At 69.3% G+C, this 26077-nt stretch carries 16 protein-coding genes; 7 read left to right on the forward strand and 9 right to left on the reverse strand.

Annotation, left to right across the window (positions count from 1 at the left end):
* Window positions 1-2: 2 nt before the first annotated feature.
* The 3 genes from ABH920_RS33160 to ABH920_RS33170 all read right to left on the reverse strand — a co-directional run bounded on the left by ABH920_RS33160 (window position 3) and on the right by ABH920_RS33170 (window position 8140).
* Window positions 3-3257, reverse strand: coding sequence for a TIM-barrel domain-containing protein (locus ABH920_RS33160; RefSeq protein WP_370353175.1), 3255 nt, complete (start codon window positions 3255-3257; stop codon window positions 3-5).
* Between the two features lie 31 nt (window positions 3258-3288).
* A complete protein-coding gene (locus ABH920_RS33165; protein WP_370353176.1) occupies window positions 3289-4596 on the reverse strand; it encodes an ROK family protein in 1308 nt (435 codons plus the stop codon).
* A gap of 871 nt (window positions 4597-5467) precedes the next feature.
* The gene (locus ABH920_RS33170; protein ID WP_370353177.1) at window positions 5468-8140 is read right to left on the reverse strand and encodes a glucosidase; all 2673 of its coding nucleotides are present in this window, start codon (window positions 8138-8140) and stop codon (window positions 5468-5470) included.
* A gap of 178 nt (window positions 8141-8318) precedes the next feature.
* Here ABH920_RS33170 and ABH920_RS33175 point away from each other — a divergent pair, with 178 nt between their 5' ends.
* From ABH920_RS33175 to ABH920_RS33185, 3 genes are all read left to right on the forward strand, one after another.
* Window positions 8319-9626 carry a glycosyltransferase family 4 protein gene (locus ABH920_RS33175; protein WP_370353178.1) on the forward strand — a complete coding sequence of 436 codons (1308 nt, stop codon included), beginning with the start codon at window positions 8319-8321 and terminating at the stop codon, window positions 9624-9626.
* The gene (gene glgB / locus ABH920_RS33180) at window positions 9623-11485 is read left to right on the forward strand and encodes a 1,4-alpha-glucan branching protein GlgB (RefSeq protein WP_370353179.1); all 1863 of its coding nucleotides are present in this window, start codon (window positions 9623-9625) and stop codon (window positions 11483-11485) included. The genes ABH920_RS33175 and glgB overlap by 4 nt, the downstream gene beginning before the upstream one ends.
* A 382-nt stretch (window positions 11486-11867) precedes the next feature.
* Window positions 11868-12983 carry a hypothetical protein gene (locus ABH920_RS33185; RefSeq protein WP_370353180.1) on the forward strand — a complete coding sequence of 372 codons (1116 nt, stop codon included), beginning with the start codon at window positions 11868-11870 and terminating at the stop codon, window positions 12981-12983.
* A gap of 645 nt (window positions 12984-13628) precedes the next feature.
* Here ABH920_RS33185 and ABH920_RS33190 read toward each other — a convergent pair.
* From ABH920_RS33190 to ABH920_RS33200, 3 genes are all read right to left on the reverse strand, one after another.
* Window positions 13629-14570, reverse strand: a complete 942-nt coding sequence (locus ABH920_RS33190; RefSeq protein WP_370353181.1) for a hypothetical protein — start codon at window positions 14568-14570, stop codon at window positions 13629-13631.
* Window positions 14571-14821: 251 nt separating this feature from the next.
* Window positions 14822-16615, reverse strand: a complete 1794-nt coding sequence (locus tag ABH920_RS33195; RefSeq protein WP_370353182.1) for a hypothetical protein — start codon at window positions 16613-16615, stop codon at window positions 14822-14824.
* Window positions 16616-17026: 411 nt separating this feature from the next.
* Window positions 17027-17881, reverse strand: a complete 855-nt coding sequence (locus ABH920_RS33200; protein WP_370353183.1) for an exodeoxyribonuclease III — start codon at window positions 17879-17881, stop codon at window positions 17027-17029.
* A gap of 114 nt (window positions 17882-17995) precedes the next feature.
* Between ABH920_RS33200 and ABH920_RS33205 the strand changes: the two genes are divergently transcribed.
* The 3 genes from ABH920_RS33205 to ABH920_RS33215 are packed head-to-tail and all read left to right on the forward strand — an operon-like array spanning window position 17996 to window position 20572.
* Window positions 17996-18973, forward strand: a complete 978-nt coding sequence (locus tag ABH920_RS33205) for an aminoglycoside phosphotransferase family protein (RefSeq protein WP_370353184.1) — start codon at window positions 17996-17998, stop codon at window positions 18971-18973.
* A 44-nt stretch (window positions 18974-19017) separates the two neighbouring features.
* Complete coding sequence (locus tag ABH920_RS33210) at window positions 19018-19644, forward strand: TetR/AcrR family transcriptional regulator (protein ID WP_370353185.1); 627 nt, start codon at window positions 19018-19020, stop codon at window positions 19642-19644.
* Window positions 19645-19648: 4 nt separating this feature from the next.
* Window positions 19649-20572, forward strand: a complete 924-nt coding sequence (locus tag ABH920_RS33215; protein ID WP_370353186.1) for a TauD/TfdA dioxygenase family protein — start codon at window positions 19649-19651, stop codon at window positions 20570-20572.
* On the opposite strand, the gene ABH920_RS33220 is transcribed toward ABH920_RS33215, so the two are convergent.
* Complete coding sequence (locus tag ABH920_RS33220; RefSeq protein WP_370353187.1) at window positions 20505-21761, reverse strand: NYN domain-containing protein; 1257 nt, start codon at window positions 21759-21761, stop codon at window positions 20505-20507. The two genes, ABH920_RS33215 and ABH920_RS33220, sit on opposite strands and share 68 nt — an antisense overlap.
* 199 nt (window positions 21762-21960) lie before the next feature.
* Complete coding sequence (locus ABH920_RS33225; RefSeq protein ID WP_370353188.1) at window positions 21961-22086, reverse strand: hypothetical protein; 126 nt, start codon at window positions 22084-22086, stop codon at window positions 21961-21963.
* 4 nt (window positions 22087-22090) lie between these two features.
* On the opposite strand from ABH920_RS33225, the gene ABH920_RS33230 reads away from it, so the two are divergent.
* Window positions 22091-22597 (forward strand): hypothetical protein, encoded by a 507-nt coding sequence (locus ABH920_RS33230; RefSeq protein WP_370353189.1) that lies wholly within the window; start codon window positions 22091-22093, stop codon window positions 22595-22597.
* Window positions 22598-22846: 249 nt separating this feature from the next.
* Here the strand turns inward: ABH920_RS33230 and ileS are convergent, their stop codons facing one another.
* Window positions 22847-26044, reverse strand: coding sequence for an isoleucine--tRNA ligase (ileS, locus tag ABH920_RS33235; RefSeq protein WP_370353190.1), 3198 nt, complete (start codon window positions 26042-26044; stop codon window positions 22847-22849).
* Window positions 26045-26077: the final 33 nt, after the last annotated feature.

Here is a 26077-nt window from a genome sequence, read left to right on the forward strand (position 1 = left end):
GGCTACTTGTAGCTGACCACCAGCCGCTGGTTCACCGACTGCGCCGGGGCGCGGACGGTGAGGGTGTTCGAGGTGCTGTCCCACGTCCACGCGGCGGCCGCGACCTTGGCGCCGTTGATCGACACCGAGGCCGGCGCGTGGGCCGCGTTCTGGAACGTGACCGTCCACGACCGCTGCCGTACCTGGCCGGGGAACGTGCCCTTCGCGGGGGCGATCGTCACCTTGTGGTCGGCGTAGCTGATCGCGGTCGTCGCGCTCTGCGCGGTGTTCGTGGTCGTGCCGTTGTCCTCGTACAGCGAGAACGAGCCCGGCGCGCCCTCGGCGACCGTCACGGTGGCGGCGGTGAGCGGGTTCTGGTCGTCGTTGGTGACGTCGCCGGAGCGGGTCGCCATGATCCCGCCGGACTTGATGAACACCGGCATGGTGTCCAGGGTGGTCGCGACGCTCTGCACGGTGCCGCCCTGGTACGTCTTGCCGGTGAAGTAGTCCGTCCAGGAGCTGCCGGCCGGGAACCACACCTGCGTCGTCGCCGAGTCGCCCGACGTTGTCACCGGCGCCACCAGCACGTCCGGACCGTAGAAGTACTCGCTGCCGTCGAAGGCGTACGCGTCCTGCTGGTCCGGGTACTGCAGGTAGGTCGGCCGGGTCACCGGCACGCCGGTGGTGGCGGCCTGGTGGGCCAGCGTGTAGGTGTACGGAACCAGGTTCTCGCGCAGGTTGAGGAACTTCTCCGCGGAGTCCTTGGCCGCCGTCCCGTACTGCCACGGGAGCCGGTCGCTGTGGTTGCCGTGCAGCCGGTCGACGGGCTGGAAGGCGCCCAGCTGCACCCAGCGTGCGTACAGGTCGTCCGGCAGCTTGGTGCTGCCCGGCTCGGCACCGGCGGTCTGGTCGCCGGCGTTGTTGAAGCCGCCGATGTCGTGGCTCACCGCGGACAGGCCGGTCGCGGCCGACTCCCCGGGCGTGTACCCGACCTCCATGGCCAGGGTGGCCCAGGTCGAGGTGGTGTCGCCGGTGAAGTGCACCGTGGTGCGCTTGTCGGCCCACGGCCCGGTGGCCAGTCCGACCGAACCGCTGTAGCCGCCGGCGTCGAGGGAGGAGTAGGCCCGGGAGAACGCGAAGCCCCGGCCGACCGTGGAGTCGGTGTCCCAGGCGTAGTTCTGGTTGATCCACGAGTCCGGAGTGACTCCGGCCAGCGACGAGTTGGAGCTGTCACAGCACCAGTCCAGCCACCAGAAGTCGTTGCCCTGGTTCTGGATCTGCTGGTGCAGCCCGAAGTACGCCGACAGCTGCGCCGGGGTGCCCCAGTCGAAGCAGTACTGCCCGGAGCCGCACGACGGCAGCGTGCCGCCGGCCGCCGCGAGCGCCGCGGGGTACTGCGGGTCGCTCTGCTGGACGCTCGGGTGGATGTTGAGCGTGGTGTGCAGTCCCTGCGCGTGCGCCCACGCGAAGTAGGCACTCGGGTCGGGGAACTTGGACGGGTCCATCTCCCAGCCGTCCCAGGTGCTGACGGCCTTGAAGTCGGTGTCGGTGACCAGGACGTCCAGCGGCGTGTTCTGCGACCGGAAGGTCGGCAGGATGGTGTTCTCGTAGTCGGCGGCGGTGTGGTTGTAGTACTCGGAGTACCAGACGCCGTAGGCCCAGCGCGGGAGCAGTTCCGACGGGCCGGTCAGGGTCGCGAGGTCCTTGAGTCCCTGCTGGTAGTCCTGGCCGTAGCCGAAGACGTATCCGTCCTGATACGGCTGGCCGCCGGCGGACGGACGCGGCGTCACCTGGTGCGTCGCGGAGTTGAAGACCGCCGAGGCGGTGTCGTTCAGCAGCGACCAGCCGTCCTGGTAGAGCAGGCCGGGCGTGCTCAGGACCTCGCCGTTCTGGCCGTCCAGGCCGCGGCGGTAGCCGCCGAGCGGGGCGTGCGGGGCCAGCAGCGGCGTGCCGTTCTTGACGACCGCGACGGTGTCGAGGTTGACGTGGCAGGCGTCCGCGGTGGGGCAGCCGAGCGTCACCGTGTTGTCCCCGGCGGCGAGCGTGACCGGGATCGAGATCGTGCGCCAGCTGTCCCAGCTGCTGGTCGGCGCGAGCGTGGTGGTGACCGCGGCGCCGGAGCCGACGGCGGCGGAGATCGTGCGCGGGGCGGCGGCTCCGGTCTGGCTGAAGTCGGTCTGCCAGTTCGCGTAGCGCAGCTGGAGTTGGTAGCCGCCCGCGCGCGGCACGCCGGTCACGGCGACGGCGTCGGCCGCCGTGGTCGTGCTGAGGCCGCCGACGAAGCCCGCGCCGGAGTAGTCGTTGTGGTCGTCCTGGAGGGAGGCGCCGCCGAGGAGGGCGCCGGACTCGGCCTCGCAGATCGTGCCGAAGGCGCAGGGCTGGCTCTGCGGGGCGCCCGGGCCGGGGTAGGCCGAGCCTGTGGTCACGACGGCGAGGCTGTCGATGTTGACGTTGCCCGAGTCGGACGCCGTGCGCGCGATGGTGACGGTGTTGGCTCCGGCGTTCAGGGTCACCGGGACCGTGGCGACGGCCCAGGTGTTCCAGTCGGCTGTGGTCGGCAGCGTGAGCTTCGCGGCGGCGGCGCCTCCGGCGGTCACGCTCAGGGTGCGGGTGGTGTTCTGGCCGTCGCCGCCGGTGCTGTTGGCGTAGCGGGCGGCGAGTTCGTAGGTGCCGGCAGTGGCTGCGGTGATCTGGAACGACAGCGAGTTGCCGGTGTTCTGGAAGCCGGCGGCGAAGCCGGTTCCGGTGTAGCCGCTGTGGTCGCTGGCGACCGAGACGCCGTTGAGGTCCAGGCCTTCGGCCTCGCACAGGACCCCGAACCGGCAGGAGGGCACCGGCTTCGGGGCCCAGGGGGCGGAGGCGACGGGCTGCTTGCCGGCGCGCTCGGTGATGCTCAGGTTGTCCGCGCCGAAGGGGCCGCTGCCGACCTTGTAGCGGAGCTGTTCCTGGCCGGTGTCGATGGTGAGCCAGCCGTTCACGACCCTTTGCGTGAAGTGCGTGGGGGCGAAGCCGTCGCGGCCGACGGCGTTGAACGTCGGGTCGTTCTCGAAGGTGCCGTTTCCGGCGTACTCGGTGCGGATGAGGGTGGGGGAGAGGACTTCGAAGCGGGCGTCGCCGGAGGTGACGGCGTGCTTCGAGGCGCTTGTCGCGGTGGCCGCCGAGGCCTGGGTGGCTGATACCGATAGCGCGGTGGTCAGGGAACCGGCCAGGACCAGGGTGGCGGTGGCGGCTGCGGTGGCCGCGCGGCGGCGCGCTCTTCGAGGGGGACGGAGAAGCATCGGGAAGCTCCTTCGGAGGGAAACCGGGGGCTTAGAGGGAGGGACGGGAGGGAGAGGGATGAGAGGGACTTTTCAACGACCGGGACGGGGCCGCGGCGGGCGCGGTCACCCTCCCGGGGTTCGCGGCGACCGGAGCAGAGGACTGATCCGTGAAGCGGCTGGACTCGGACAGGACGAGCGCCAGGGCGCCCATCAGCGAGGCCCGCGGGCCCAGCGTGGAGGTGCGCACGGCGACCGGCGCGCCGAACGGGACGGCGGCGAGCTCGGCGTGGACCGGGTCGAGCAGCAGCGGGCCGAGCGCGGTCAGCTCGCCGCCGAGGATGATGACCGAGGGGTTCAGGACCAGCGCGAGGGCGCCGAGCGAGCGGGCCAGGCGGCGGGTGCCGTCGCCGATCACGGCCAGGACGTCGGCGTCCCCGGCCTCGGCGCGGCGGATCAGTTCGTTGACATCGTCGATGCGGATACCGCGCGCGGCCAGGCGCGCGAGCATGCCCTCGGCGCCGGCGTAGAGCTCCAGGCAGCCGCGGCGTCCGCACCAGCAGGCCGGGCCGTCGGGGTCGGCGGTGACGTGGCCGAGCTCGCCGGCGTAGCCGTCGTGGCCGCGGTGGATGCGGGAGCCGAAGGCGCCGCGGGAGCCGAAGGCGATGCCGAGGCCGACGCGGCTCGCGAGCTTGACGTAGAGGAGGTCCTGCCCGTGCGGGTCCCCGCCGGGTGGCGCGGCGACGACCGACTCGCCGAGCGCGCCGAGGTTGGCGTCGTTCTCGACGGCGGCCGGGATGCCCCAGGTCCGGCCGATCAGCTCGGCCAGCTCCGAGCCGTTCCAGCCCGGCAGCACGCCGGGGACGAGGAACCGCCCGCTGTCCGGCGCGATCGGGGCGGCGATGCTGATGGCCGCGCCGACGATCTGGTCGCGGTCCGCCTCGGCCTCGGCAAGCGTGGTCTCGATGCTGCGCATGACGATGTGCGTCCCGCGCTCGGCGGAATGGCCCTGCGGCAGCGACACCCAGCGCTCGGCGAGGACGCTGCGCGAGAGGTCGCCGACCGCGACGGCGACGTGCCGCACACCGACGTCGACAGCGATGGCCAGGCCCGCGGCCCGGTTGAGCGCGAGGCGGGTCGGCGGGCGCCCGGGAGCGTCGGCGGCGGGCTGGGGGAGTTCCGAGACCAGGCCACGGTCGGCGAGCTCGCCGATCAGGCTGGAGACCGTGGCGCGCGACAGGCCGGTGCCACTGACCAACTCGGCACGCGTGGCGCTTCCGGAGCGGCGCAGGATGTCCACGACGCGGGCACGGTTCGCCGCGCGGACCGCCTCGCTCGTCGGCTGCACCCTGCGTTGCATGTAACCCTCTCGTGTCGGAGGTGGACGTGACACACCTTTGGGGCGTGGCACAGTTCCGTCAAGACTTCGACAGAAGGGCGGGGTTTTGCCAACCCCTGGGGAAGGTTTTGGCAACGGTGGCAGGGGACTGAAGATCAGTCCGCTGAGCTGGAGCTGGTGGGGGCGCTGCCGGTGGGGCGCGTGCGCGAGGGGCTGCGGGCGATGGTGGTCGGGCGGGTGCGGGCGTTGAGTGTTACGGCACCATTGCCGCGCACGCCTGCGGGCTGTGACATGGCACGCCCGAGACGCGGGAATCCTTCCCACAGGTGGGGTTGTCCCGGATCCCTCGTCGCTGTCGGCGGTGCTTGCACAACCAGCCCGGACTGGCGGTGTCCGGCCGAACGCAGCCCGACCACAGCAGCGTGCGATCCGGCTGGACACCGCCAGGCCGGGATGGTTCCCTTTAGGGCGACGTCAGCGACGAGGGATCCGGGACGCGGCGACCAACATTCGGACCGCCGCCGAGGCGGGGGGTTGGGGATCCCTCAGAGTCTCGAGTGCCCCCGCCGGAGGCGCCTGCTCTTGACTTCAGGTGCCCACCACACGCGGCCGCCACCCGCCCACCCGACGTGTGCGCAGTGACTCGAACCCGCGCGCGGTCGTGCACAAGAACAACCGCCAGCCGCCAGCGCAACCAGCGGCACACCACCGAACTGCGTCCCCCCGCGAGGTCACCAAACCTTAGGCGAAGCCGTCAAAAAACGCCTTTGACTGTCAACCCACGAACAAACAGCACCCGCCATACCCACCGCACCCACACATCAAGCAGCAGCGCCTAAAAATTGCCTTTGAAGCCACGGCGCGACCGCACCCGGCCACCTTGCCGACTACCTCACCGCGACCGCCGCAGGATCAGGTTGACCACCAGCGCCGTCCACCCCGTCTGGTGCGAGGCGCCGAGGCCGGCGCCGGTGTCGCCGTGGAAGTACTCGTGGAACGGGATGAGGTCGTGCCAGTCCGGGTTCTTCTGGAACAGTTCGTTCTCGCCGAAGACCGGGCGGCGGCCGTCGGCGTCGTTGAGGAACAGGGAGACCAGGCGGCGGGACAGGTCGTCGGCGATTTCGCCGAGGGTTGCCTCGTGGGGCGGGGCTTCGGGTGCTCCTGGCGTCGGCGTCGGCGTCGGCGCGTGCGCGGGCGTCGGATACGGCATGCGCAGCTGGTCGCCGAAGAAGCGGTGGTGGCGGTCGAGGGCGTCGATGAGCATGTAGTTCACCGGGAACCAGATCGGGCCGCGCCAGTTGGAGTTGCCGCCGAACAGGGTCGAGCGCGACTCGGCCGGCTCGTAGCCGACGCTGTAGTCGGCCTCGCCGAGGCGCACCGTGAACGGCTCCGCGAGGTGCGCTCGGGACAGGGCGCGCAGGCCGTGCGGCGACAGGAACTCGTCCTCGTCGAGCATGCGGTGCAGCAGCCGGGGGAACTGGTCGTGCCGGACCATCGTCAGCAGCCGCAGGTCGCTGGCCGGCATCATGCGGCCCGCCAGCACGTCGGCGTAGTGCGGCTTGTTCGTCCGGTACCAGGCCACGCGCTGCTCCAGCTCCGGGACGGCGGCCAGCGCCGCCGAGGACACCGTGGCGGTGGCGCTCAGCGGCAGCAGGCCCACCACCGAGCGGACGCGCAGCGGCACGCCCTCCTGCCCCGGGACGCGCACCACGTCGTAGTAGAAGCCGTCCTCCTCGTTCCACAGGCCCTGGGTGTTGGCCGCCTCGACGATCAGCGCGAAGTGCTCGAAGAACTTGGTGACCATCTCCCCGTACGCCTTGTCCTGTGTCGCCAGGATCAGCGCCATGTCCATCATCGTGAGCGTGAACAGAGCCATCCACGCCGTGCCGTCGCTCTGCTCCAGCGCGCCGCCGGCCGGGACGCCGGCGCTGCGGTCGAACGGCCCTATGTTGTCCAGCCCGAGGAAGCCGCCCTCGAAGACGTTCTTGCCCTCGGCGTCCAGGCGGTTGATCCACCACGTGAAGTTCAGCAGCAGCCGGTGGAAGACACGCTTGAGGAAGCCGAAGTCCCGGCTGCCGTCCGCGGCGAACACCTGCAGCACGGCCCAGGCGTGGACCGGCGGGTTCACATCGCCGAAGTTCCACTCGTACGCCGGCATCTGCCCGCTGGGGTGCAGATACCAGTCCCGGAGCAGGAGCTGCAGCTGCTGCTTGGCGAAGCCGGGGTCCACCCGGGCCAGTGCCACGGCGTGGAAGGCCAGGTCCCACGCCGCGAACCACGGGTACTCCCATGTGTCCGGCATCGCGATGACGTCGCGCGCCGACATGTGCCACCAGTGCGCGTTGCGCCGCGCGCCGCCGCCGATCGGCGCCGAGTGCCCGGGATCGTGGTCCAGCCAGCGCGGCACGTTGTAGTGGTAGAACTGCTTGGACCACATCAGCCCGCCGACGGCCTGCCGCAGCACCATCGCCTCGTCATCGGAGCAGGAGCCCGGAGTGAGCGCGTCGAAGAACTCGTCGGCCTCCTCCTCGCGCGCCTCCATCACCTTCTCGAAGCCGCTGCCCAGCAGGATCGCGCGAGTCTGCTGCGGGACGTCGGGGCCGGCCATCCGCAGCCGCAGCCGGATCTCCGCCGACTTCCACGCCGGGACGGTCAGCACGTAGCGCAGCGCGGCCTTGGTCCCCACGCGCTCGGGGTTGACGGTCTGCGCCCCGTTGACGACGTAGTCGTTGATCCCGTCCTTCGGGAAGTCGCTGTAGCCGCCGTACCCCCACAACCGCTCGCTGTTGGTCTCGTTGTCGCACACCAGCACCTCCGGGCTGCCCTCGCCGATCAGCGACAGGGGCCGCAGGTGCTCGTGCTCGCCGACCAGCCGTGCGCCGCTGGCCGTGATCCGCGGCATGGCGTCGCGCCCCGGCATCCCCCACGACCAGGTGTTGCGGAACCACAGCGTCGGCAGCACGTGCAGGGTGGCCGGCTCCAGCCCCATGTTCTCCACCCGCACCCGGATGCACAGGTCGTGCGGCCCGGCCTTCGCGTAGTCGGCGGTGATGGCCCAGTACCGGTCCTCGTCGAAGATCCCGGTGTCCGCGAGCTCGTACTCGGGATCCGCGCCGCCCCGGCTCCGCGTGGTGTCCAGCAGATCGTGGTACGGGAACTCCCGCTGCGGATAGTGGTACCGCCAGCGCATCCACGAGTGCGTGGGGGTGGAGTCCAGGAACCACCAGTATTCCTTGACGTCCTCGCCGTGGTTGCCCTCGTGGCCGCCGACGCCGAACAACCGCTCCTTCAGGATCGGGTCCGCGCCGTTCCAGAAGGCGAGCGCGAAACAGAACCGCTGCTGGTCGTCACAGATACCGCCGAGCCCGTCCTCGTTCCACCGGTACGCGCGGGATCTCGCGTGATCGTGCGGGAAGTAGTCCCAGGCCGTGCCGCCCTCGGAATAGTCCTCGCGGACCGTGCCCCACGCGCGTTCGGCCAGGTACGGGCCCCATCTGCGCCAGGGCACGTGCGCGTCCCCCTCGGCGTCGGCGGCGTTCAGGCGGATCCGCTCGGCGTCTTCCATGGGGCCAGTGTGGACCCTGATGGTTTCGGTCTGTTTCCGGAAAACCCATGCGCGCCGAACGCGAACACGATGGCCTCACGGCCGCAACGTCCGCGCAATGTCCTGCGGCGATGCTTGTCGCACCGCCGAAACACGCCTTGAGCGGACGGCATCCGTGATCCCTGACGAGGAGGCGACGATGACCGCTACGACCGCGTTCCGCAAAAGGAAGCTCCTCATGCTTTCCTGGGAGTACCCGCCGGTCATGGTCGGCGGCCTCGGACGGCATGTGCACGCCCTGGCCACCACCCTGGCCCGGGCCGGGCACGACGTGACCGTCGCCACCCGCCACGCCCCCGGCGCGCCGCTGGACGAGGTCGTGGACGGGGTGCGCGTGGTGCGGGCCCCGCAGGACCCGCCGGTCATCCCCCTGGACACCGACCACCTGCTGGCCTGGGCCGTCGCCTTCAACCACACTCTGACCCGCACCGCCCTGCACGCCGCCCGCGGCCAGGACTACGAACTCGTCCACGCCCACGACTGGCTCGTCACCCACGCCGCCGTCACCGTCAAGGACCACCTCGGAATCCCGCTGGTCGCCACCATCCACGCCACCGAGGCCGGCCGGCACCAGGGCTGGCTGCCCGGCGACCTGAACCGCGGCATCCACTCCATCGAGTGCTGGCTGGCCCAGGAGGCCTCCCGGGTGCTGGTCTGCTCCCAGTACATGCGGCGCGAGGTCTCGGTGCTGCTGGACGTGCCGGCCGCCAAGATCGACGCCATCCCCAACGGCGTGGACATGCCCCGCTGGCGCGCCGAGCCCAAGCAGGTCGGTCTGGCCCGCGCGAAATACGCCGGTAGCGGGCCGCTGGTCGGCTTCGCCGGCCGCCTGGTCCACGAGAAGGGCGTCCAGCACCTGCTGCACGCGCTGCCCGAACTGCGCCGCGCGCACCCCGGGCTGCGCGCCGTCATCTGCGGCGACGGCCCGAACCGCGGCGAGCTGGAGGACCTGACCCACCGCCTCGGGCTCCAGCACGCGGTCAGCTTCGGCGGCTTCGTCGGCTCGCACCTGTCGGCCACGATGGCCGCCACCGACGCGATGGTCGTGCCGAGCCTGTACGAGCCGTTCGGCATGGTGGCCCTGGAAGCCGCCGCGGCCGGCGCCCCGCTGGCGGTCGCGGCCACCGGCGGGCTGGCCGAGATCGTCGAGCCCGGCGTCACCGGCGTGACGTTCCCGGCGCGCGACGAGGACGCGCTGGCGCGCTCGGTGTCCACGCTGCTGGAGGACCGGCCCGGTGCGCGCCGAATGGTCGCCACCGCCAAGGCGATGGTGCGGCAGCGCTACGGCTGGCCGACGGTCGGGGAGCAGACGGCGGCGGCGTACACGCAGGCCGTCGATGGGGCGCCGGCGGTGCCGGCCGAGCCGGAGGAGCTGTGGCGCTCGCGCGAGCGGCAGATTGTGATACCGGACGGCAATCTGCTGGCGTCGGCGGGGTTGGCGGCTTGAGCGGCGAGCGTCGCTACTGGGACACGTTCGGCGCCCACCCGGAGTCGGGCGGGACCCGCTTCGCGGTGTGGGCGCCGAACGCGCGGCGGGTGCAGGTGGCCGGCGACTTCAACGGCTGGGACCCGGACCGGGCCGCGGAGCTGAACCGCGACGACTGGACCGGCTGCTGGCACGGCTTCGCCGAGGGCGCCGGGCAGTGGGACCGGTACAAGTACCGAGTGCTGGGCGCCGACGGGGTGTGGCGGCTCAAGGCCGATCCGGTGGCGTTCCACAGCGAGACGCCGCCGGCCAGTGCTTCGCGGATCTTCGCCTCGTCGTACGAGTGGCAGGATGCTGATTGGCTGAAGGTGCGCCGCGAGGCGGCCGGCGGCCTGGTCGTTTCGCAGCCGATGTCGGTCTACGAGGTGCACCTGGCCTCGTGGCGTCGGGGACGGACCTACTGGGACCTGGCGTCGGAGCTGGTGGACCACGTGCAGCGGCACGGGTTCACGCACGTGGAGTTCCTGCCGGTGATGGAGCACCCCTACGGCGGGTCCTGGGGCTATCAGACGACCGGCTTCTTCGCCCCGACCTCGCGGCTCGGGCACCCCGACGACCTGCGGTACCTGGTGGACCGGCTGCACCAGGCGGGGATCGGGGTGCTGTTCGACTGGGTCCCGGCGCACTTCGCCCGGGACGAGTGGGCCCTGGCGCGCTTCGACGGCACCGCCATGTATGAGCACCCTGATCCCCGGCGCGGCGAACATCCCGACTGGGGCAGCCTGGTCTTCGACTTCGCGCGGTGGGAGGTGCGCGACTTCCTGATCGCCTCGGCGCTGTACTGGATCGAGGAGTTCCACGCCGACGGGCTCCGCGTGGACGCGGTCTCCTCGATGCTGCACCTGGACTACTCGCGGGGGCCGGGGCAGTGGGAGCCGAACATGTACGGCGGCACGGAGAACCTGGAAGCCACCTCGCTGCTACGGAGCCTCAACGAGGCGATCCACAGCCGGCATCCCGGCGTGGTGACGATCGCCGAGGAGTCGGCGGCGTGGCCGGGGGTGACGCGGCCGACGAGCGAGGGCGGGCTCGGCTTCGATCTGAAGTGGAACATGGGCTGGATGAACGACACGCTGCGCTATGTGGTGCGCGAACCTGTGCACCGCAGTCATCATCACAGTGATCTGACACAGCCCTCGACGTACGCGTTCAGCGAGAACTACTTGTTGCCGCTGTCGCACGACGAGGTGGTGCACGGCAAGCAGTCGCTGGCGAGCAAGCAGCCCGGCACGCGGGAGGACCAGGTCGGCGGCCTGCGCGGGCTGCTGGCGTACCAGTGGGCGTTCCCCGGTAAGAAGCTGCTGTTCATGGGCGGCGAGTTCGGGCAGCGGGCCGAGTGGAGCGAGGAACGCGGACTGGACTGGCCGACGGACGACTCGGAGGATGGCGGTCTCACCCGGCTGCTGGCCGACGTCAACACCCGCTACCGCGAGACTCCGGCATTGTGGACGCGCGACGCCGACGCGCACGCGACGTATTGGCTGGCATCGGACGCCGGCGCGAACCTCCTGGCCTTCGCCAGGTTCGGGAGCTACGACGACGGCTCCGCACTCGTCTGCGTCGCCAACTTCTCCGGAGGAGAGCTTCGGGACTACCGGATCAGCATGCCCTGGCCCGGAACCTGGCGTGAAGTCCTCAACACCGACGCCGCCATCTACGGCGGTTCCGGCGCCGGCAACCTCGGCGCGGTGGCGGCGGCCGCCGACCCGGCGTCGGGCGAGGCCGCGTCGGCGCGGGTGACGGTGGGGGCGCGGTCGGTGGTGTGGCTGGCGGGGCGGCATCCGGGGGTTGGCGGGGATGGCGACGACGGGGAAGGCTGACCTTCTCGGCAGCTGATCAGTCGAGGGCGGTGGCGGCGCCGGCCTCGATCGAGCCCTCGGCGCTGGCACGGCCGCGAGGTCCCCGTCGTAGGCGCATGTCACCGGAGTATGGTCAGGCCAACGCTCCGGTAACTCGCGGCGCGCTCCGTCACTGCGGACGCTAGCGCCGCGAGGTTGGCGGACGCCATCTGGTAGTCGATGCGCCAGCAAGTGCCATGTTCTCTTTCCTGCGAAGTCGAGGCCGCCAGCACGGAACCGTGGCGATCACCATTCCGCCAACCGTTCTTATGAGAGTCACGCTTATGATGGACGTGGCCTTCGCCGGTACCGAGTGTCCGAACCGGCTACGGATTCGGTGCTCGGCTTAAACGGGGGATGTGTTATGGCGAGGCGTCGTGTTCCTGCCCGCGAACTCGACCCGACTATCGATGAGTATTGTCAGATCCTGGCCAGGATAGCTAGGCAAGCAGACTCGACTCTCGGCCTGTCGACCTTACAGATGATGGCACGGCGAGGTGCCCGGTCCGGTTCGATCGCCCCGGCGGATGCGTTGCGGTTGATCCGGCCCGCTGCGGTGACGGTCGATTTGGTGGCTGAGAAGGATCAAAGCGCTACGAGCATCGCTGTCGCCACGACGATCGTCGCAGCAGCCGGCGATAACGTCGCAGAATGGGCGCGACTGATCATTCGGATCGTGACATGGCGCGGCTCGCTCCGGGAACTGCTGGACGACAAGCCCGCAACCGATGGCGGCGTCGCGCCACCAGTCGGTCTACGCGCCCACGGCGAATCCCTGTGGGCGCCCAACATCCTGCTCGCGCTAGCGCCACCGCATGTGGCGCGAGCAATCCTTGCCGACGTGACTCCGCTACCCGTGCCGCTAGTTCCAGGGCTTGCGATGACCGATGTCATGGTCAGGCACGCGCCGCTGTGCCGGGAGCTTGTCGACCACGTCGTGGGACCTGCGGGAACCGCTAACCAGCGCCGTGTTTTGGCCCGCAATCCGCTGGCCTCGGACGCGCTGCTGGAGCGTTTGCTGGATCTGGCTCCCGACGGTCCTGAGGTGGCCGCGGCGATCCGCGTCCACCCGGAGGTCGGTGGTCGTGTCCGCCGCGCGGCATTCCTGGCAGGCCGCCACGACGGCACGGCGCTGGAAGCGTCGTTCAAAGCGATGAAACCATGCGGCAGGCAGTTCCTAGAGATGATCGAGGCCGCCCCGCATGAGATCGAGTGGATCCTTTCATCGCTTCGCCACTGCAATCGGTACCTGGAGGCGCCGGCGCGCCGGATTGTCTACGGACTTCTGGCCGAGACGGCCGGCCCCGAAGTCGTCTGGGCCCTCGACCTGGAGCGCGCCGGGTCTCTGGAAAAGATGGACGCACGCGTCCGCGCCTCGATGAAAGTCGGTTCCGGCGAGCCGTTGAGGGATACCGTCCGGGACCGCCGCCGCATGGAATCGGCCGCGGTGGCGACGGCTGACAGGTTCGGCCTCGACTGAGGTGCCGCCGTGCTGCCTGGCCAGTCCCACGCCGTTCAGTTAGTGCGGTGAGGTGGTCGTCAAGGGATCAGGGTGAACCGACCCGGATTTGATCCAGGGCGCATTACTCTCCCGATCGGGAGGCGCGGAGCATGCAGGGCAGCGACGTGCCAACCGAAGGCGTAGGTCACCGGAGCGTGATAGGCCCAAAGCTCCGCGTACGTCGCGGCCTTTCTCCACTGCCGCCGCTGTCGCGGTTTGTGCGATATTCCCTGTCGTCAGAATGAGCTCGATTCGCCAGCGGACCTTAGGATCCGTTTCACAAGGAGTTCGGGAAGGTGACCCTGGGCGTAGCCCGGCGCTTGCCAAGCAGCTGTGGGCCCTGGGTGCCGCAAGATCAGAGTGCCGCTTCACTCGCGTCGGCTGGAGCTGTTCCCTGCGAATCGGTCGGTGTTGCGCGGACCCGGCATGCCGCTGGTGTGGCCAGATTGTGTGACTGTTTGCCTTCACCTCGACGGGTGAGCCATAAGCGCCACAGCTCTAGGCGGTCTCGTGACTCTGACGGCATAAGGATCTTTAGCAGGCGGGTGAACCACCATAGTACGGTCGCGGTGCTGCCTAGGATCAGCGATGTTCCTGAATCGTGGAATTGGGTGATTGCCGAGGTCATTGTGACCTCGCATCCAGGTCAAGAGTGTGCAGTTCGAGCATGGCGGTCCCGAGGGTGAGCTGCCAACTATCGCGCGTCTCCAGCGCGGCTACACCGTTGATGCCGATTATGGGATGGGTTAGGGCCTTGATGAGAGATGCACCGGTTGGATATCCGGACCAAGCCAACTCCCAGCGGTCGCCTGAGCCCCATAGCCCGCGGCTGTCGTGGTCGTGGCCTTTGTATCGCGGGACGTGAGGCTCTCCGTGTGGTCTGAAAGGGTCCCAGAACCAATTGCCCGTTGACCACGTACCTGCGGGGTCGTTGATGTTCAGGCGGGTGAGCAGCCCGGCGAGTAGTCGTTTCGTGTCGTGTGACATCGGCGGTACCGTCGCGAGGCGCTCCGCTTCGCGAGGACGAGGGGTCTGCGGCCCGGCGGACCACCGCTGGTCGGGGCTAAAGAAGACCGTGTCGCTGGTGCGTGCGGTCTCGGTTACCCGCCCAGCCTGATCCGAAGTGACCACAACGTCTGAACCTGTGACGATGTCGCGCATGCGCACGCCGTTCCAGTCGTCGGCGACGACTCTGAGGCCCGGTAGTCCCGGTGCCTCGCCGCGGACCAGCCGGCCGGCGACATTGTCAGGTGTGCGAGTGATGAGCACGAGTTCATCGAACCGAGGGGACACGGTCAGGGTGTAGGCAGTGATCGCATTAGCAGACCACGATAGACCGTTCTCAAAACGGCTCAGCGAGTCGAGGTTGAAGACTCCGAGGGCCATTCGGGCCCGGAGATCGAGCTGAGCGGGGGAGCAGCGGTCCAGACCAAGCCGATCGGAATCCGGTCCTTTGGCGCGTTGCCCGGACGGAATACCCGCGTAGGCTGCGGCGATCGTTTCACCTGTGTACCGGCCACGGTCTCTCGCGGCGGCCTGGCGTGCGGAGTTCGGCCTTCTCGTCATGCGAAACCCCTCTCACGTCACCCGACTGACGTGCGAAGGTCGCAGGACTGGTACCACTGCATGACACTGGCTCAGGCCGAGTGACCCACACTCCTGGCCGTACATGATTGGAGGTCGGGCTCCAACAGGGGTACGCATCCAGACACCTGATGCGGAGGATCGTACCCGACCAGCCACCCGTTTACCGAGTCGGAACCATCTGTCGCAGGGACTGAATGCGATCCGAGGATGCTCATGCGGTCGATGTATGGCTAGCCTCGCGGGACCTCCGCCGTGACCGAGACCGAGAACACGTACCGTGGCTTGACCTGTGCATCGTGGCCATTCGCGAAGTTAACCGTCTCTGGCGACGCGGACCCGATCCATGTTCCCAGCAAGAGTTCCGGCAGGAACTGTTCGATCGGAATCCCGGAGTGCCGGACATCGTTGTAGCCGACCGTGAAGCTCGCCTGATGGAGTGCTCCACGGCCCCGCCCCATGCTGTGGATCCAGCGTGCCGGGACACACGGCAGTTCGCCGGTGGAGGCGATGAGCCAGTAGTTGGCAGTCTGGGACCGTTCCAGTAACGCAGTTAACTGTGGGACATCGATCCGCCATGACTCACCCTGGTTGGCGGTTGTGCCGCCGAGGAGCGCCTGCGACTTCTTGATCTGGACCAGTTCTGCCAACTCCAGGACTGCGACCTTCGGTATATCTACTGTTAGCAGCAATGCGATATCGCAGCCCCACAGCGCTTCTTCGGACTTCACCGTCGGCCGTTGCTCGACCTTGATAAGTCCCGACAACGGGGTGCCGCCAGCGGTCAGGCGCAGTTCGGCGTCGCGGAACGCCGACTCGAACTCGTGCAACAAAAAACCCGTCACGAGCTCTTCTTGGGCGCGGCCTTGTTGCAGTATGAAAGATCGGAACCGGTCTGCGGCGCTGCGAAGGCTGTTGCCCAGCGTTCCTTGGACCGCTAGTGACCCCAGCCAGATATTTGACAGCGGGGTTAGCGGGTGGGGGTAGATCGGGACGCCGCCTGCCGGCAGCTCTCCGCGGGTTTGTACCACGATGCCCTGTGCCTGGTCCCGGACCTCGGCGTCGTCGTCGCTTTCGGCGAGTCCGGTCAGGACGTCCAAGACCTGTGAATGCAGTCCTGCAGCCTCGGCAAGCAGGTCCAGGATGTCAGAGCCGAAATCTTCTGCGTGGGCGAGCATGTGCTTGGCAGAGAGCGTGAAGGCGTCTGGGTAGTGGCGTACATACTCGCGCAGTCGGGACAAGACCCCGTCGCGTCGGACTTTGTGTTTCCAAGTGTCTCGGTATTTGCGAAGCTGAAGCAGATCGGCCCACACAAACACCAGGCCGCATAACGTAGTTTCCTCAACAGCTGCTGTGTCCCGCGCCATGATAGTAGCGACGGAGGCTGCGGTAGGTGCGAGACCGGACATGTGCAACTCGACAGCCGCGACCCAGCCAATCTTGACGAGAAGCTCGCCTCGGGCCGAGAGCGGCAAGAATGGCAGTAGGTCCGACGCACTCGAATCCGGCGTCCCGGTGAAATCGATCGGTGGCAGACCATCGAGTATGGATTCGTCTGCGACCAAACGCTCCGCCGCCTCGGCGTCGATGAGGGCAGCTGTGACGAGGAACCGGTCACGTCCGATGCCGACCAGGCTCGCAGCTTCGAGCACCGCCTCCGCGTCAATTGTCTGCAGGGCAGCACGTGCGACGGACACAGCCTGTGGCGACTTCCACAGCGCCGCATTCCAGTTGGGCGCAGGAGTCCCATATACGTACCGACCGGCCTGTGCGAACCATCGCTTCATCGAAGAAGGAGCTGGCCGACCAGGGACGTGCCATCCGGGCGCGTTGTCCGGTGGTTGGGTTTCCGCCCAGGTGATCAGAAGTCGAAGCAGAGCCGGATCGTAGTGCGCGCCGTCGAGTAGGAACCTCAGCTCGGTGGCGCTGATCGGCCAGTCGACAGCTTGCGCGGCGGTGATGATTGTGTAGACGGCGACGGCCAAGTCGCCGCCGGTACCGTTCGGTTCCCTGTCCTGCTCGGACATCTGCCAGTATCGAAAGGGCAACGATAGGCCTGCCTGGTCGCTCGTCAAGGCGGAGCGAATCTGGGCCCATCCCTCGTCCAGCAGCTGCGCCAAGAGACGTTCGCCGTCGGCGCGACGTAGCAGCTGACGCAGTGTGATTTCAGCCGCCGCCGGGCTGCCGTCAACCCTTGACGCAACTTGACGCCAAATAGCGCGCTTCGCGCGTGATCTGGCCGGGAGATCGGTTAGCTGAGCCGTCAGCCAAACCTCGAAGTCGTCTTGCCACCGACCCACGTCGTCTTCCGCTCTCTGCTATATGCCCGAGTAAGCCACATCCTTAGCGAGCTTCCTCGTAAGTGGCTAGTCTGTCGCAAACGGCCCAAAGGGGAGGTCGAGCGTCGGCGCTTGATGTGGCGACAGTGCCAGCGCGACTCACTTCACAGTAGCGACACCTTGAATCGGACTCCGCGGAGCCGGCACCGCCGCGATGTCCCAGTCGTAAGCGCATGTCACCGGAGCGTGGTCCGACCAGCGCTCGGCGTAACTGGCGGCCCGCTCCGTCACCGCCGAGGACGCGACCGCCGCGAGGTTCGCCGATGCCATCTGGTAGTCGATGCGCCAGCCGCTGTCGTTGTCGAAAGCCTTGCCGCGGAAGCTCCACCACGAGTAGGGGCCCTCGACGCCGGGGTGCTGGGCGCGGACCACGTCCACGTAGCCGGCTTCTGCCATCACGCTGGTGAGCCACTGGCGTTCCTCGGGGAGGAAGCCGGAGTTCTTCTGGTTGGCCTTCCAGTTCTTGATGTCGGCTTCCTGGTGGGCGATGTTCCAGTCGCCGCAGATCAGGACGGCGCGGTTGGTTGCGGCGGCCTCGGTGGTCAGGGTGGTCAGGTGGGCGTGGAAGGCCTTCATGAAGCGTTCCTTCTCCGCCTGGCGTTCGGTGCCTACCTCGCCTGCGGGGAGGTAGAGGCTGCCGATCGTGAGGGTCGGGAGCTGCATCTCGGCGTAGCGGCCGGAGGTGTCGAATTCGGGGTCGCCGAAGCCGATGCGGCTGGCGGTGGGGGCGATGCGGCTGTAGAGGGCGACGCCGGCGCGGCCTTTGGTGGCTGCTGGGGCGATCAGCGTGTGCCAGCCTTCGGGGGCGCGCAGGTGCGCCGGGAACTGGTCCGGTTCGGCTCGGACCTCTTGCAGGCACACGACATCCGCCGGGGTGGCGTTCAGCCACTCGGTGAAGCCCTTGGCGGCGGCGGCACGGATGCCGTTGACGTTGACGGTGGAGACGGTCAGCACGCGCACCAGCGTAACGGGCGCCGGGGACGGTCACGGCCATCGGCACCGGCGGTGACCGGCGCGTTCGAGGTAATCGGGATGACGCCCGCCGGGCATCCCCGGCATCATGCCTGAATGACGAGACGATCGACGAGACGATCACTGCCGGCGGCCAGCGGCGTGCGCGCGCCGTGGACCGCCGTGCCGGAGCACCTCAGAGCCCGCGTCGTGGACCTCCTGGGCGGGGGAGAGGTGGTCGAGGCCGTGACGCAGACCGGCGGGTTCTCGCCGGGGCCGGCGGTGCGGCTGCGGACGTCGGCCGGACGGCGCGCGTTCGTCAAGGCGGTCAGCGTGGAGACGAACCCTGATTCGCCGGACATGCACCGGCGGGAGGCGAAGTACTCCGCGCTGATGCCGGAGCACGCGCCGGTGCCGAAGCTGCTCGGTTCGCTGGACGAGGACGGCTGGGTGGTCCTGGTCTTCGAGGAGATCGACGGCCGGAACCCGGGCCCCGACTGGGATCCGGACGAGCTGCGCCGGACCGTGGACGCGCTCGGCGAGTTGGCCGAGTTGCTGACGCCGTCGCCGATCGACGACGTGCCGCCGGTCTTCGAACAGCTGGTCGGGTTCGACGGTTGGCGCGGTCTGGAGAAGGCCCACGCGGCCGGCGAGGACGACTTGGGATGGCTCGACGCGTGGGCCTTTGAGCGGCTGGACCGGCTGGCCGCGATCGAGGAGGGCATGGCGGCGCTGTGCGAGGGCGACACGCTCGTCAATTTCGACGTCCGCGCCGACAACATCCTGATTACCGCCGACCGCGTGTACTTCGTGGACTGGCCGTGGGCTGCGCGGGGTGCGGCGTGGCTGGACATGGCGTTGTTCGTGCCGAACGTGTGGATGTACGGCGGCCCGGAGCTGGCCGCTGCCGTCACCGCGCATCCGCTGCTCGCGGGTGCGGATCCGGAGGCGGTGCGGGCATTCGCGGTCGGGGTCGTCGGCATGATCACGTGCGCGAGCCGGCGGCCGGCGCCGCCGGGACTGCCGACGCTGCGGCCGTTCCAGGCGGCGTTCAGCGTGGCGGGGTTGGAGTGGCTGCGGACCCTGATGGACTGAGGTCACTCTTCCGCTTTTAACGCGATCGCGTTAACGTGCGCCGCGTGAGCGCACGTATCAGGATCCTGGAGGCGGCCGAGCGGAGGTTCGCCGAGGACGGCATCGAGGCGGTGTCGCTGCGTCAGATCGCGGCGGACTCCGGGCAGCGCAACACGTCGGCGGTCGCGTACCACTTCGGGACGCGGGCCGCGTTGGTCGGCGCGCTGTACGAGCATCGGATGGGGCCGATCAATGCGCGGCGGCTGGAGTTTTTGGCCGCGCACGCCAGTGGCGATGGCGATGTGCGGACTTATGTCAGGGCCCTGGTGGAACCGCTGGCCGAGACGCTGACGGACGCCGAGAAGGCCGGGCGGTCGTCGTGGTATCTGCGCTTCCTTGCCGAGGCGATGCGGTATCCGGAGTACGACCCGGCGTCGCTCGCCTTGGAACGCCCGGAGGGGTCGAGCATCCGGGCCCTGATATCGGGGCTCCAGGCGGCGACCGGTCATCTGCGTCTGCCGCCCGGCATGTTCGCCGACCGGATGCGGTTGTTGGCGCTGCTGGTCATCACGTCGCTCGCCGATCGTGAGCGGCATCCGGGCACCGGCGTCGGGACCGAGACATTGGTTGCCGCCGGCGCCGCAATTCTTTCCGACCCGAAGCACCCGAAGCACCCGACGCACAAGGAGTGAGCCCATGGCCCCCTACGCCACCCTCCAAGCCCTCCTCACCGGCCGCGAACTCCACGCCGGCCCGCGCAGGGGCCTGCGACGCCTGCCGGAAGGCGAGGAATCTCACCCATACGAGTTCATCACGGTCGCGCCGTGCACCCGGCTGATCGGTGCCGAGATTTCGGATATCGATCTCAGCGAGCCGATCACCCCCGAGGTATTCGCCGAGCTGGACCGGGCGCTGCTGGAATTCAAGGTCCTGTTTTTCCGGGACCAGAACCGGCTCACCGGTGCCGGGCATCGTGATTTCGCAGGAATGTGGGGCGAATTGGAGATCCATCCCTTCCTGCCGCAGGGCGATGTTCCGGAGATCGTGCGTTTTGAGAAGGGGGCGGAGAACGCGGGAGTGGAGAACGTGTGGCACGCCGACGTCACGTGGCGCGAGCAGCCCGCGCTCGGCTCGGTGCTGCGAGCGCTGGACGTGCCCGAGGCCGGCGGCGACACCTGCTTCGCGGACATGGCCGCCGCGTACGACTTCCTGCCCGAGCAGGTCAAGGCCCGGATCGAGGGGCGGGTCGCGGTGCACGACTTCACGCTGCCGTTCGGGCTGGGCATGGACGCGGACAAGCTCCGGGAGATGCAGGAGAAATACCCGGCGGTGGAACACCCGGTCGTGCGGATCCACCCGCGGACCGGGCGGCGGACGCTGTTCGTCAACGCGATCTTCACGACGCACATCGTCGGGCTGGACGACGACGAGAGCGAGGAGCTGCTGAAGGTGCTGTTCCGGCAGGCCGCGGTGCCGGAGTTCCAGGTGCGGTTCAAGTGGTCGGCCGGTTCGATCGCGTTCTGGGACAACCGGGCCGTGCAGCACTATGCGGTCAGTGACTATTTCCCGCTGCGCCGGGTGATGGAGCGTGCTGCGATTCTGGGGGACCGGCCGAGGTAGGCGGGGGTTGGGGCGCGGGGACGGTGGGAGGCGCTGTCGCTTCCGTCGAAGACGCGTCCGGCGGAGCCGCGGGAGTGGCGGTTTCCGGTGCGGCCGGGGGCTGCGGCGGGGTCTCGGGGGCCGGTGTCGCCGGGGGAGCGGCCATCATCCCGGGCGGCTCGCTGTCGTGCTGGTCCCGCCACTTCTTCAGCCCGTCCAGGAACCCGGCGCGCAGCTCGTGCTTGATCGGCTCCAGCTCCGCCTCCCAGGTGTCGATGCCCAGGTCGTTGGCGAAGCGGAGCAGGTCCGGGTCCAGGTCGTGCGGGACCCAGGTCCAGGTCGCGGTCCAGTCGGTGAGGCGGCGGCGCTCGGCCTCGGTGGCGCGGGCCATCCAGCGGGCGACGTAGGCCCGGCCGACGTCGATCGGGTCGGCGCGGCCGAAGCTCTTGTTCTCCTCGGCGTCCAGGAAGCGCTGGGTCGGGGACGTGACCTGCCAGAGCTTGGGGAAGCGGCTGTTGGCCAGCGGGGTCTTGGGGGACTCGGTGGGGTGCAGCACGCGCGGCGGCATGTCCAGCGGGGAGGGGAAGACCTTGTGCGCGGGCTTCGCGTGCTCGCCGGGGCCGGTCTTGGCCGGCTCACAGCCGGCGTCGTCTCCCATGCCGGGCTGGTGTTTCACCCAGACGTAGGGCTTGAGCCACTCCTCGGACAGCGTCATCGACTTGTCCACGGCGGCGATGAGCTCCAGGGACTGGTTGTAGTCCGAGGCCGCGCCCCACAGGTGGATGCGGGTGCCGTACTCCTGCGCCTCCTCGACCGCGTGCAGCAGGTCCTCGTCCCCGCTGACCAGGACCACGTCGGCGACCGCGCGCTTGCGGGCCAGGCCGGTGAGGTCGGCGTGCAGGAAGGTGTCGACGCCCTTTTGTTCGAACTTGCCGTCGTCGCGCCGCACGAGCTTGCCCAGGCGGAGCTTGACGCCGTCCAGCACGCGCAGCAGGCGCTGGTCCCGGGTCGGGCCGGTGGCCGGGGCCGCGTCGTACCAGTACACACGCAGGACGGGCAGGCCGGTCTCGAGGGCGGCGCGCTCGGTCAGGGCGGTCACCAGGCCGGGGTAGTCGACATCGATTCCGGGACGGCCGGGATCACCGCTCACCACGTTGGCGGCGGCGGCCAGTACATATCCGGCGTCGACCAAGACGGCACAGCGATCCATTGGGTAAAAGTGTCACATGGTCGAGGAAGGTGGCAACACGACAGACCGGCTGGGAGGCGGGTTTACGGAATAAGCCTGCTGACGGCAGAATCGGCGACATGCGAAGACACGGGGGGATGATGACTCAGTTCTTGGCTGGGCGTCGCGGAATGCGGAATATGGCAAGCATATGCGTAGTGATGATCACGGGGGTGGGGCTTCAGGGATGCGCCAGTAGCGGGTCGGTCGCGGTGGCCGGTGGCAGCCCGAGCGGGGTGACGACGGGTTCTTCGACGACGGTGGCGGCGACGACAGCGGCGACTACGGCGACGACGGCGGGACCCACTGGGGTGACGGAGACCTCTTCATCGGTCCCTGCGTCGCCGCCCGCCGCCGGCACGTGGACGCCCCAAGGCCAGCTGGCCGACCCGCAGCCGATCAGCGTCGCGCTGAACCCTGACAAATCGGTGACGGCGACCTGGCCGAAGGGCGCGCCGGCGGGGCACGCGCTGACGATCAAACTCAGGGCCGCGCGCAACGGGGCGAAGATCGTGATCCACCTCGCCATCGACAACGAGAGCGGCCAGCAGGTCAGCATGAACGAGGGGGTCTTCACCGGCGGCGTGGTGGTCGACGCGCAGGGCAACACGCTGAAGGCGGAGAACTTCGACTCGCTGTGGACGCTCGGGAGCGGGAGCTCGGACGGCAACATCGACCCGGGGCAGCCGCTGATCGGCGACTTCGTGGTGGACGCGCCGGCGTCGGGGTCGACGGTGAATGCTTACTGGACGCAGGCCGTGGGGGTGAACGGGATCATGGCGGGGATCATTTTGGTGCGGGATATTCCGATCAACTGAGGGCGTTGGCGGGGCGGGCCGGGCGCGGCAGCCGCGGTGCGAGGCGCGGCGGTGCGAGGCGCGGCGGTGCGAGGCGCGGCGGTGCGAGGCGCGGCGGTGCGAGGCGCGGCGGTGCGAGGCGCGGCGGTGCGGGCATTTTGTTATGCCACTTTCGCCCCTTGTATGTATGTATAGCCCGCGCCGCCAACAGAAGCGCGCGCCACCGAATCCGTTCAGGATCGGCGGCGCGCGCTTCAAAACCGGCCCGACTCAGATCGCCTTAGCGATCCGGAACCGAAGCCCCAGATCCGCGTCCCCGACGATCGCGGCCTGCAGCTTTGCCAGCTCGGCGGGGTCCACGTCGGTCGCGACCTCGCCCTCGGCGAACTCCACGGCCAGCACCTCGTCGGCGATCATCGTCGCGTGCTCGCGGACCGCCGCCGCCGTCTCCGGGCCCGCCTCCGCGCCGGGCAGCGGTTCCCACGTCAGCCGGATCCGGTCCGCCACATCCAGTCCCGTGGCCTTCCGCGTCTCCTGCAGGAAGCGCACCACATCGCGCGCCAGTCCCGCGCGCCGCAGTTCCGGCGTGATGTGCAGGTCCAGGGCGATGGTCTCGCCGCCGGCGGTGGCCACGGCCCAGCCTTCGCGCGGGGTCTCGGTGACGATCACCTCGTCCGGCGACACCGTCACCTCCTCGCCCTCGACCGCCACCGTCGCCGAGCCCTGTGACCGCAGCGCCGCGGCCAGCGCCCCGGCGTCGGCGGCGGCGATCGCGGCGGCGACCAGCGGCGTCCGCTTCGCGAAGCGTGCGCCCAGCGTCCGGAAGTTGCCCTTCGCGCTGTAGTCGATCAGCTCCCCGCCGGCGTCCGCCAGCGGCGACGTCGTCACGACGTTCAGCTCCTCCAGCAGCTGCGAGCGCAGCTCCTCGCCGAGTGCGGCCCAGCCCGGGGCGCCGACCAGCGCGCGGGAGAGCGGCTGGCGGGTCTTCACGCCGGAGTCGGCGCGGGTGGCCCGGCCCAGCTCGACCAGGCGGCGGGTGAGCGCCATCTGCTCGGCCAGGTCGGCGTCGATCAGGGCGTCGTCCGGGACCGGCCAGGCCGACAGGTGCACCGACTCCGGCGCGTCGTCCGCGACCGGCCGGACCAGGTCCTGCCACACCCGCTCGGTGATGAACGGCACCATCGGGGCCATCAGCTTCGTCACCGTCTCCAGTGCCTCGTGCAGCGTGGCCATGGCGGCCGGCTCGGCGTTCCAGAAGCGGCGGCGGGCGCGGCGGACGTACCAGTTGGACAGGTCGTCCACGAAGGCCGACAGGAGCTTGCCGACCTTCAGGGTGTCGAACTCGTCCATGGCCGCGGTGACTTCGCGGACCAGGACGTTGAGCTCCGACAGCACCCAGCGGTCCAGCGCCGGCCGCTCGCTCGGCTTCGGGTCCGCCTCCGACGGCGCCCAGCCGCCGGTGCGGCCGTAGAGGGCCTGGAAGGAGACCGTGTTCCAGTACGTCAGCAGGGTCTTGCGGACGACCTCCTGGATCGTCGCGTGCCCGACCCGGCGGGCCGACCACGGCGAGCCGCCGGCCAGCATGAACCAGCGGACGGCGTCGGCGCCGTGCTGGTCCATCAGCGGGATCGGCTCCAGGATGTTGCCCAGGTGCTTGGACATCTTGCGGCCGTCCTCGGCCAGGATGTGGCCCAGGCACAGCACGTTCTTGTACGAGGACTTGTCGAAGACCAGCGTGCCGACCGCCAGCAGCGAGTAGAACCAGCCGCGGGTCTGGTCGATGGCCTCGGCGATGAAGTCCGCCGGGTAGGCGTTCTCGAAGGCCGCGACCGAGCCCTCGGCGTAGGGGTAGCCGTGCTGCGCGAAGGGCATCGAGCCGGAGTCGTACCAGCCGTCGATGACCTCCGGGACCCGGGTGGCGGTCTTCGAACACTGCGGGCAGGGCATCGTGACGTCGTCGACAAAGGGCCGGTGCGGGTCCAGCTCGGACACGTCCTGCCCGGACAGCTCCCCGAGCTCCTTCAGCGAGCCGACGGCGGTCACGTGGTTGTCCTCGCACACCCACAGCGGCAGCGGCGTGCCCCAGTAGCGCTTGCGCGACAGCGACCAGTCGATGTTGTTGTTCAGCCAGTCGCCGAAGCGGCCGTACTTGACGTTCTCCGGGAACCAGTTGGTCGCGTCGTTCTCGCGCATCATCGCGTCCTTCAACGCGGTGGTGCGGATGTACCAGGCCGGCTGCGCGTAGTAGAGCAGCGCGGTGTGGCAGCGCCAGCAGTGCGGGTAGCTGTGCTCGTACTCCAGGTGCTTGAACAGCACGCCGCGCTCGCGCAGGTCCGAGGTCAGGACCTCGTCGGCCTTCTTGAAGAACACGCCGCCGACCATCGGCACCGACTCCTCGAAGGTGCCGTCGCCGCGGATCGGGTTCACCACCGGCAGGTCGTACTTCTTGCAGGTGGCCAGGTCGTCGGCGCCGAAGGCCGGGGCCTGGTGCACCAGGCCGGTGCCGTCCTCGGTGGTGACGTAGTCGGCCAGCACCACGAAGTGCGCGTCCGGGACGTCGACGAGCTCGAAGGGGCGCTGGTAGGTCCAGCGCTCCATCTCGGCGCCGGTGTAGGTCTCGCCGGTGGGCTCCCAGCCCTCGCCGAGCGCCTTGGCCACCAGCGGCTCGGCGACGACCAGGCGCTCGGCGCCGTCGGTGACCACCACGTAGGCGACCTCCGGGTGCGCCGCGACCGCGGTGTTCGACACCAGGGTCCAGGGCGTGGTCGTCCAGACCAGCAGCGAGGTGCTGCCGGCCAGCGGGCCGGAGGTCAGCGGGAAGCGGACGTAGACCGAGGGGTCGACGACGGTCTCGTAGCCCTGCGCCAGCTCGTGGTCGGACAGGCCGGTGCCGCAGCGCGGGCAGTACGGCGCGACCCGGTGGTCCTGGACCAGCAGGCCCTTGTCGAAGATCTGCTTCAGCGACCACCAGACCGACTCGACGTAGGACGGGTTCATCGTCCAGTACGCCTCGTCGGTGTTCACCCAGTAGCCCATGCGCTCGGTGAGCTTCTCGAAGGCGCCCACGTGCCGGCGCACCGACTCGCGGCACTTGGCGTTGAACTCCGCGATGCCGTAGGCCTCGATGTCCTGCTTGTTGGTGAAACCGAGCTCGGCCTCCACGGCCAGCTCCACCGGCAGGCCGTGGCAGTCCCAGCCGGCCTTGCGGTCCACGCGGTGGCCCTGCATGGTCTTGAAGCGCGGGAAGACGTCCTTGAAGACGCGGGCTTCCACGTGGTGGGTGCCGGGGCGGCCGTTCGCGGTCGGCGGGCCCTCGTAGAAGGTCCAGCGCGGGGCGCCCTCGGTGGCCTTCAGGCTCTTGTCGAAGATGGCGGCGCCGCGCCAGAAGTCGATGATCTCGGCGTCCATCGCCGGGAGATCGAGCTGGGCGTTGACGGGGCGGTACAGCCTCGGATCAGGCGCAGTCATGCGCGGTGCCTTCCTTCGTCGTAGGAGCCGAAC

The organism is Catenulispora sp. EB89, from assembly GCF_041261445.1.
GTDB lineage: Bacteria > Actinomycetota > Actinomycetes > Streptomycetales > Catenulisporaceae > Catenulispora.

Coding starts and splice junctions, on each gene's coding strand:
- ABH920_RS33160 (WP_370353175.1), bottom strand. CDS start 3,257: ATGCTTCTCCGTCCCCCTCGAAGAGCGCGCCGCCGCGCGGCCACCGCA.
- ABH920_RS33165 (WP_370353176.1), bottom strand. CDS start 4,596: ATGCAACGCAGGGTGCAGCCGACGAGCGAGGCGGTCCGCGCGGCGAAC.
- ABH920_RS33170 (WP_370353177.1), bottom strand. CDS start 8,140: ATGGAAGACGCCGAGCGGATCCGCCTGAACGCCGCCGACGCCGAGGGG.
- ABH920_RS33175 (WP_370353178.1), top strand. CDS start 8,319: ATGACCGCTACGACCGCGTTCCGCAAAAGGAAGCTCCTCATGCTTTCC.
- ABH920_RS33185 (WP_370353180.1), top strand. CDS start 11,868: ATGGCGAGGCGTCGTGTTCCTGCCCGCGAACTCGACCCGACTATCGAT.
- ABH920_RS33190 (WP_370353181.1), bottom strand. CDS start 14,570: ATGACGAGAAGGCCGAACTCCGCACGCCAGGCCGCCGCGAGAGACCGT.
- ABH920_RS33195 (WP_370353182.1), bottom strand. CDS start 16,615: ATGTCCGAGCAGGACAGGGAACCGAACGGTACCGGCGGCGACTTGGCC.
- ABH920_RS33205 (WP_370353184.1), top strand. CDS start 17,996: ATGACGAGACGATCGACGAGACGATCACTGCCGGCGGCCAGCGGCGTG.
- ABH920_RS33215 (WP_370353186.1), top strand. CDS start 19,649: ATGGCCCCCTACGCCACCCTCCAAGCCCTCCTCACCGGCCGCGAACTC.
- ABH920_RS33220 (WP_370353187.1), bottom strand. CDS start 21,761: ATGGATCGCTGTGCCGTCTTGGTCGACGCCGGATATGTACTGGCCGCC.
- ileS (WP_370353190.1), bottom strand. CDS start 26,044: ATGACTGCGCCTGATCCGAGGCTGTACCGCCCCGTCAACGCCCAGCTC.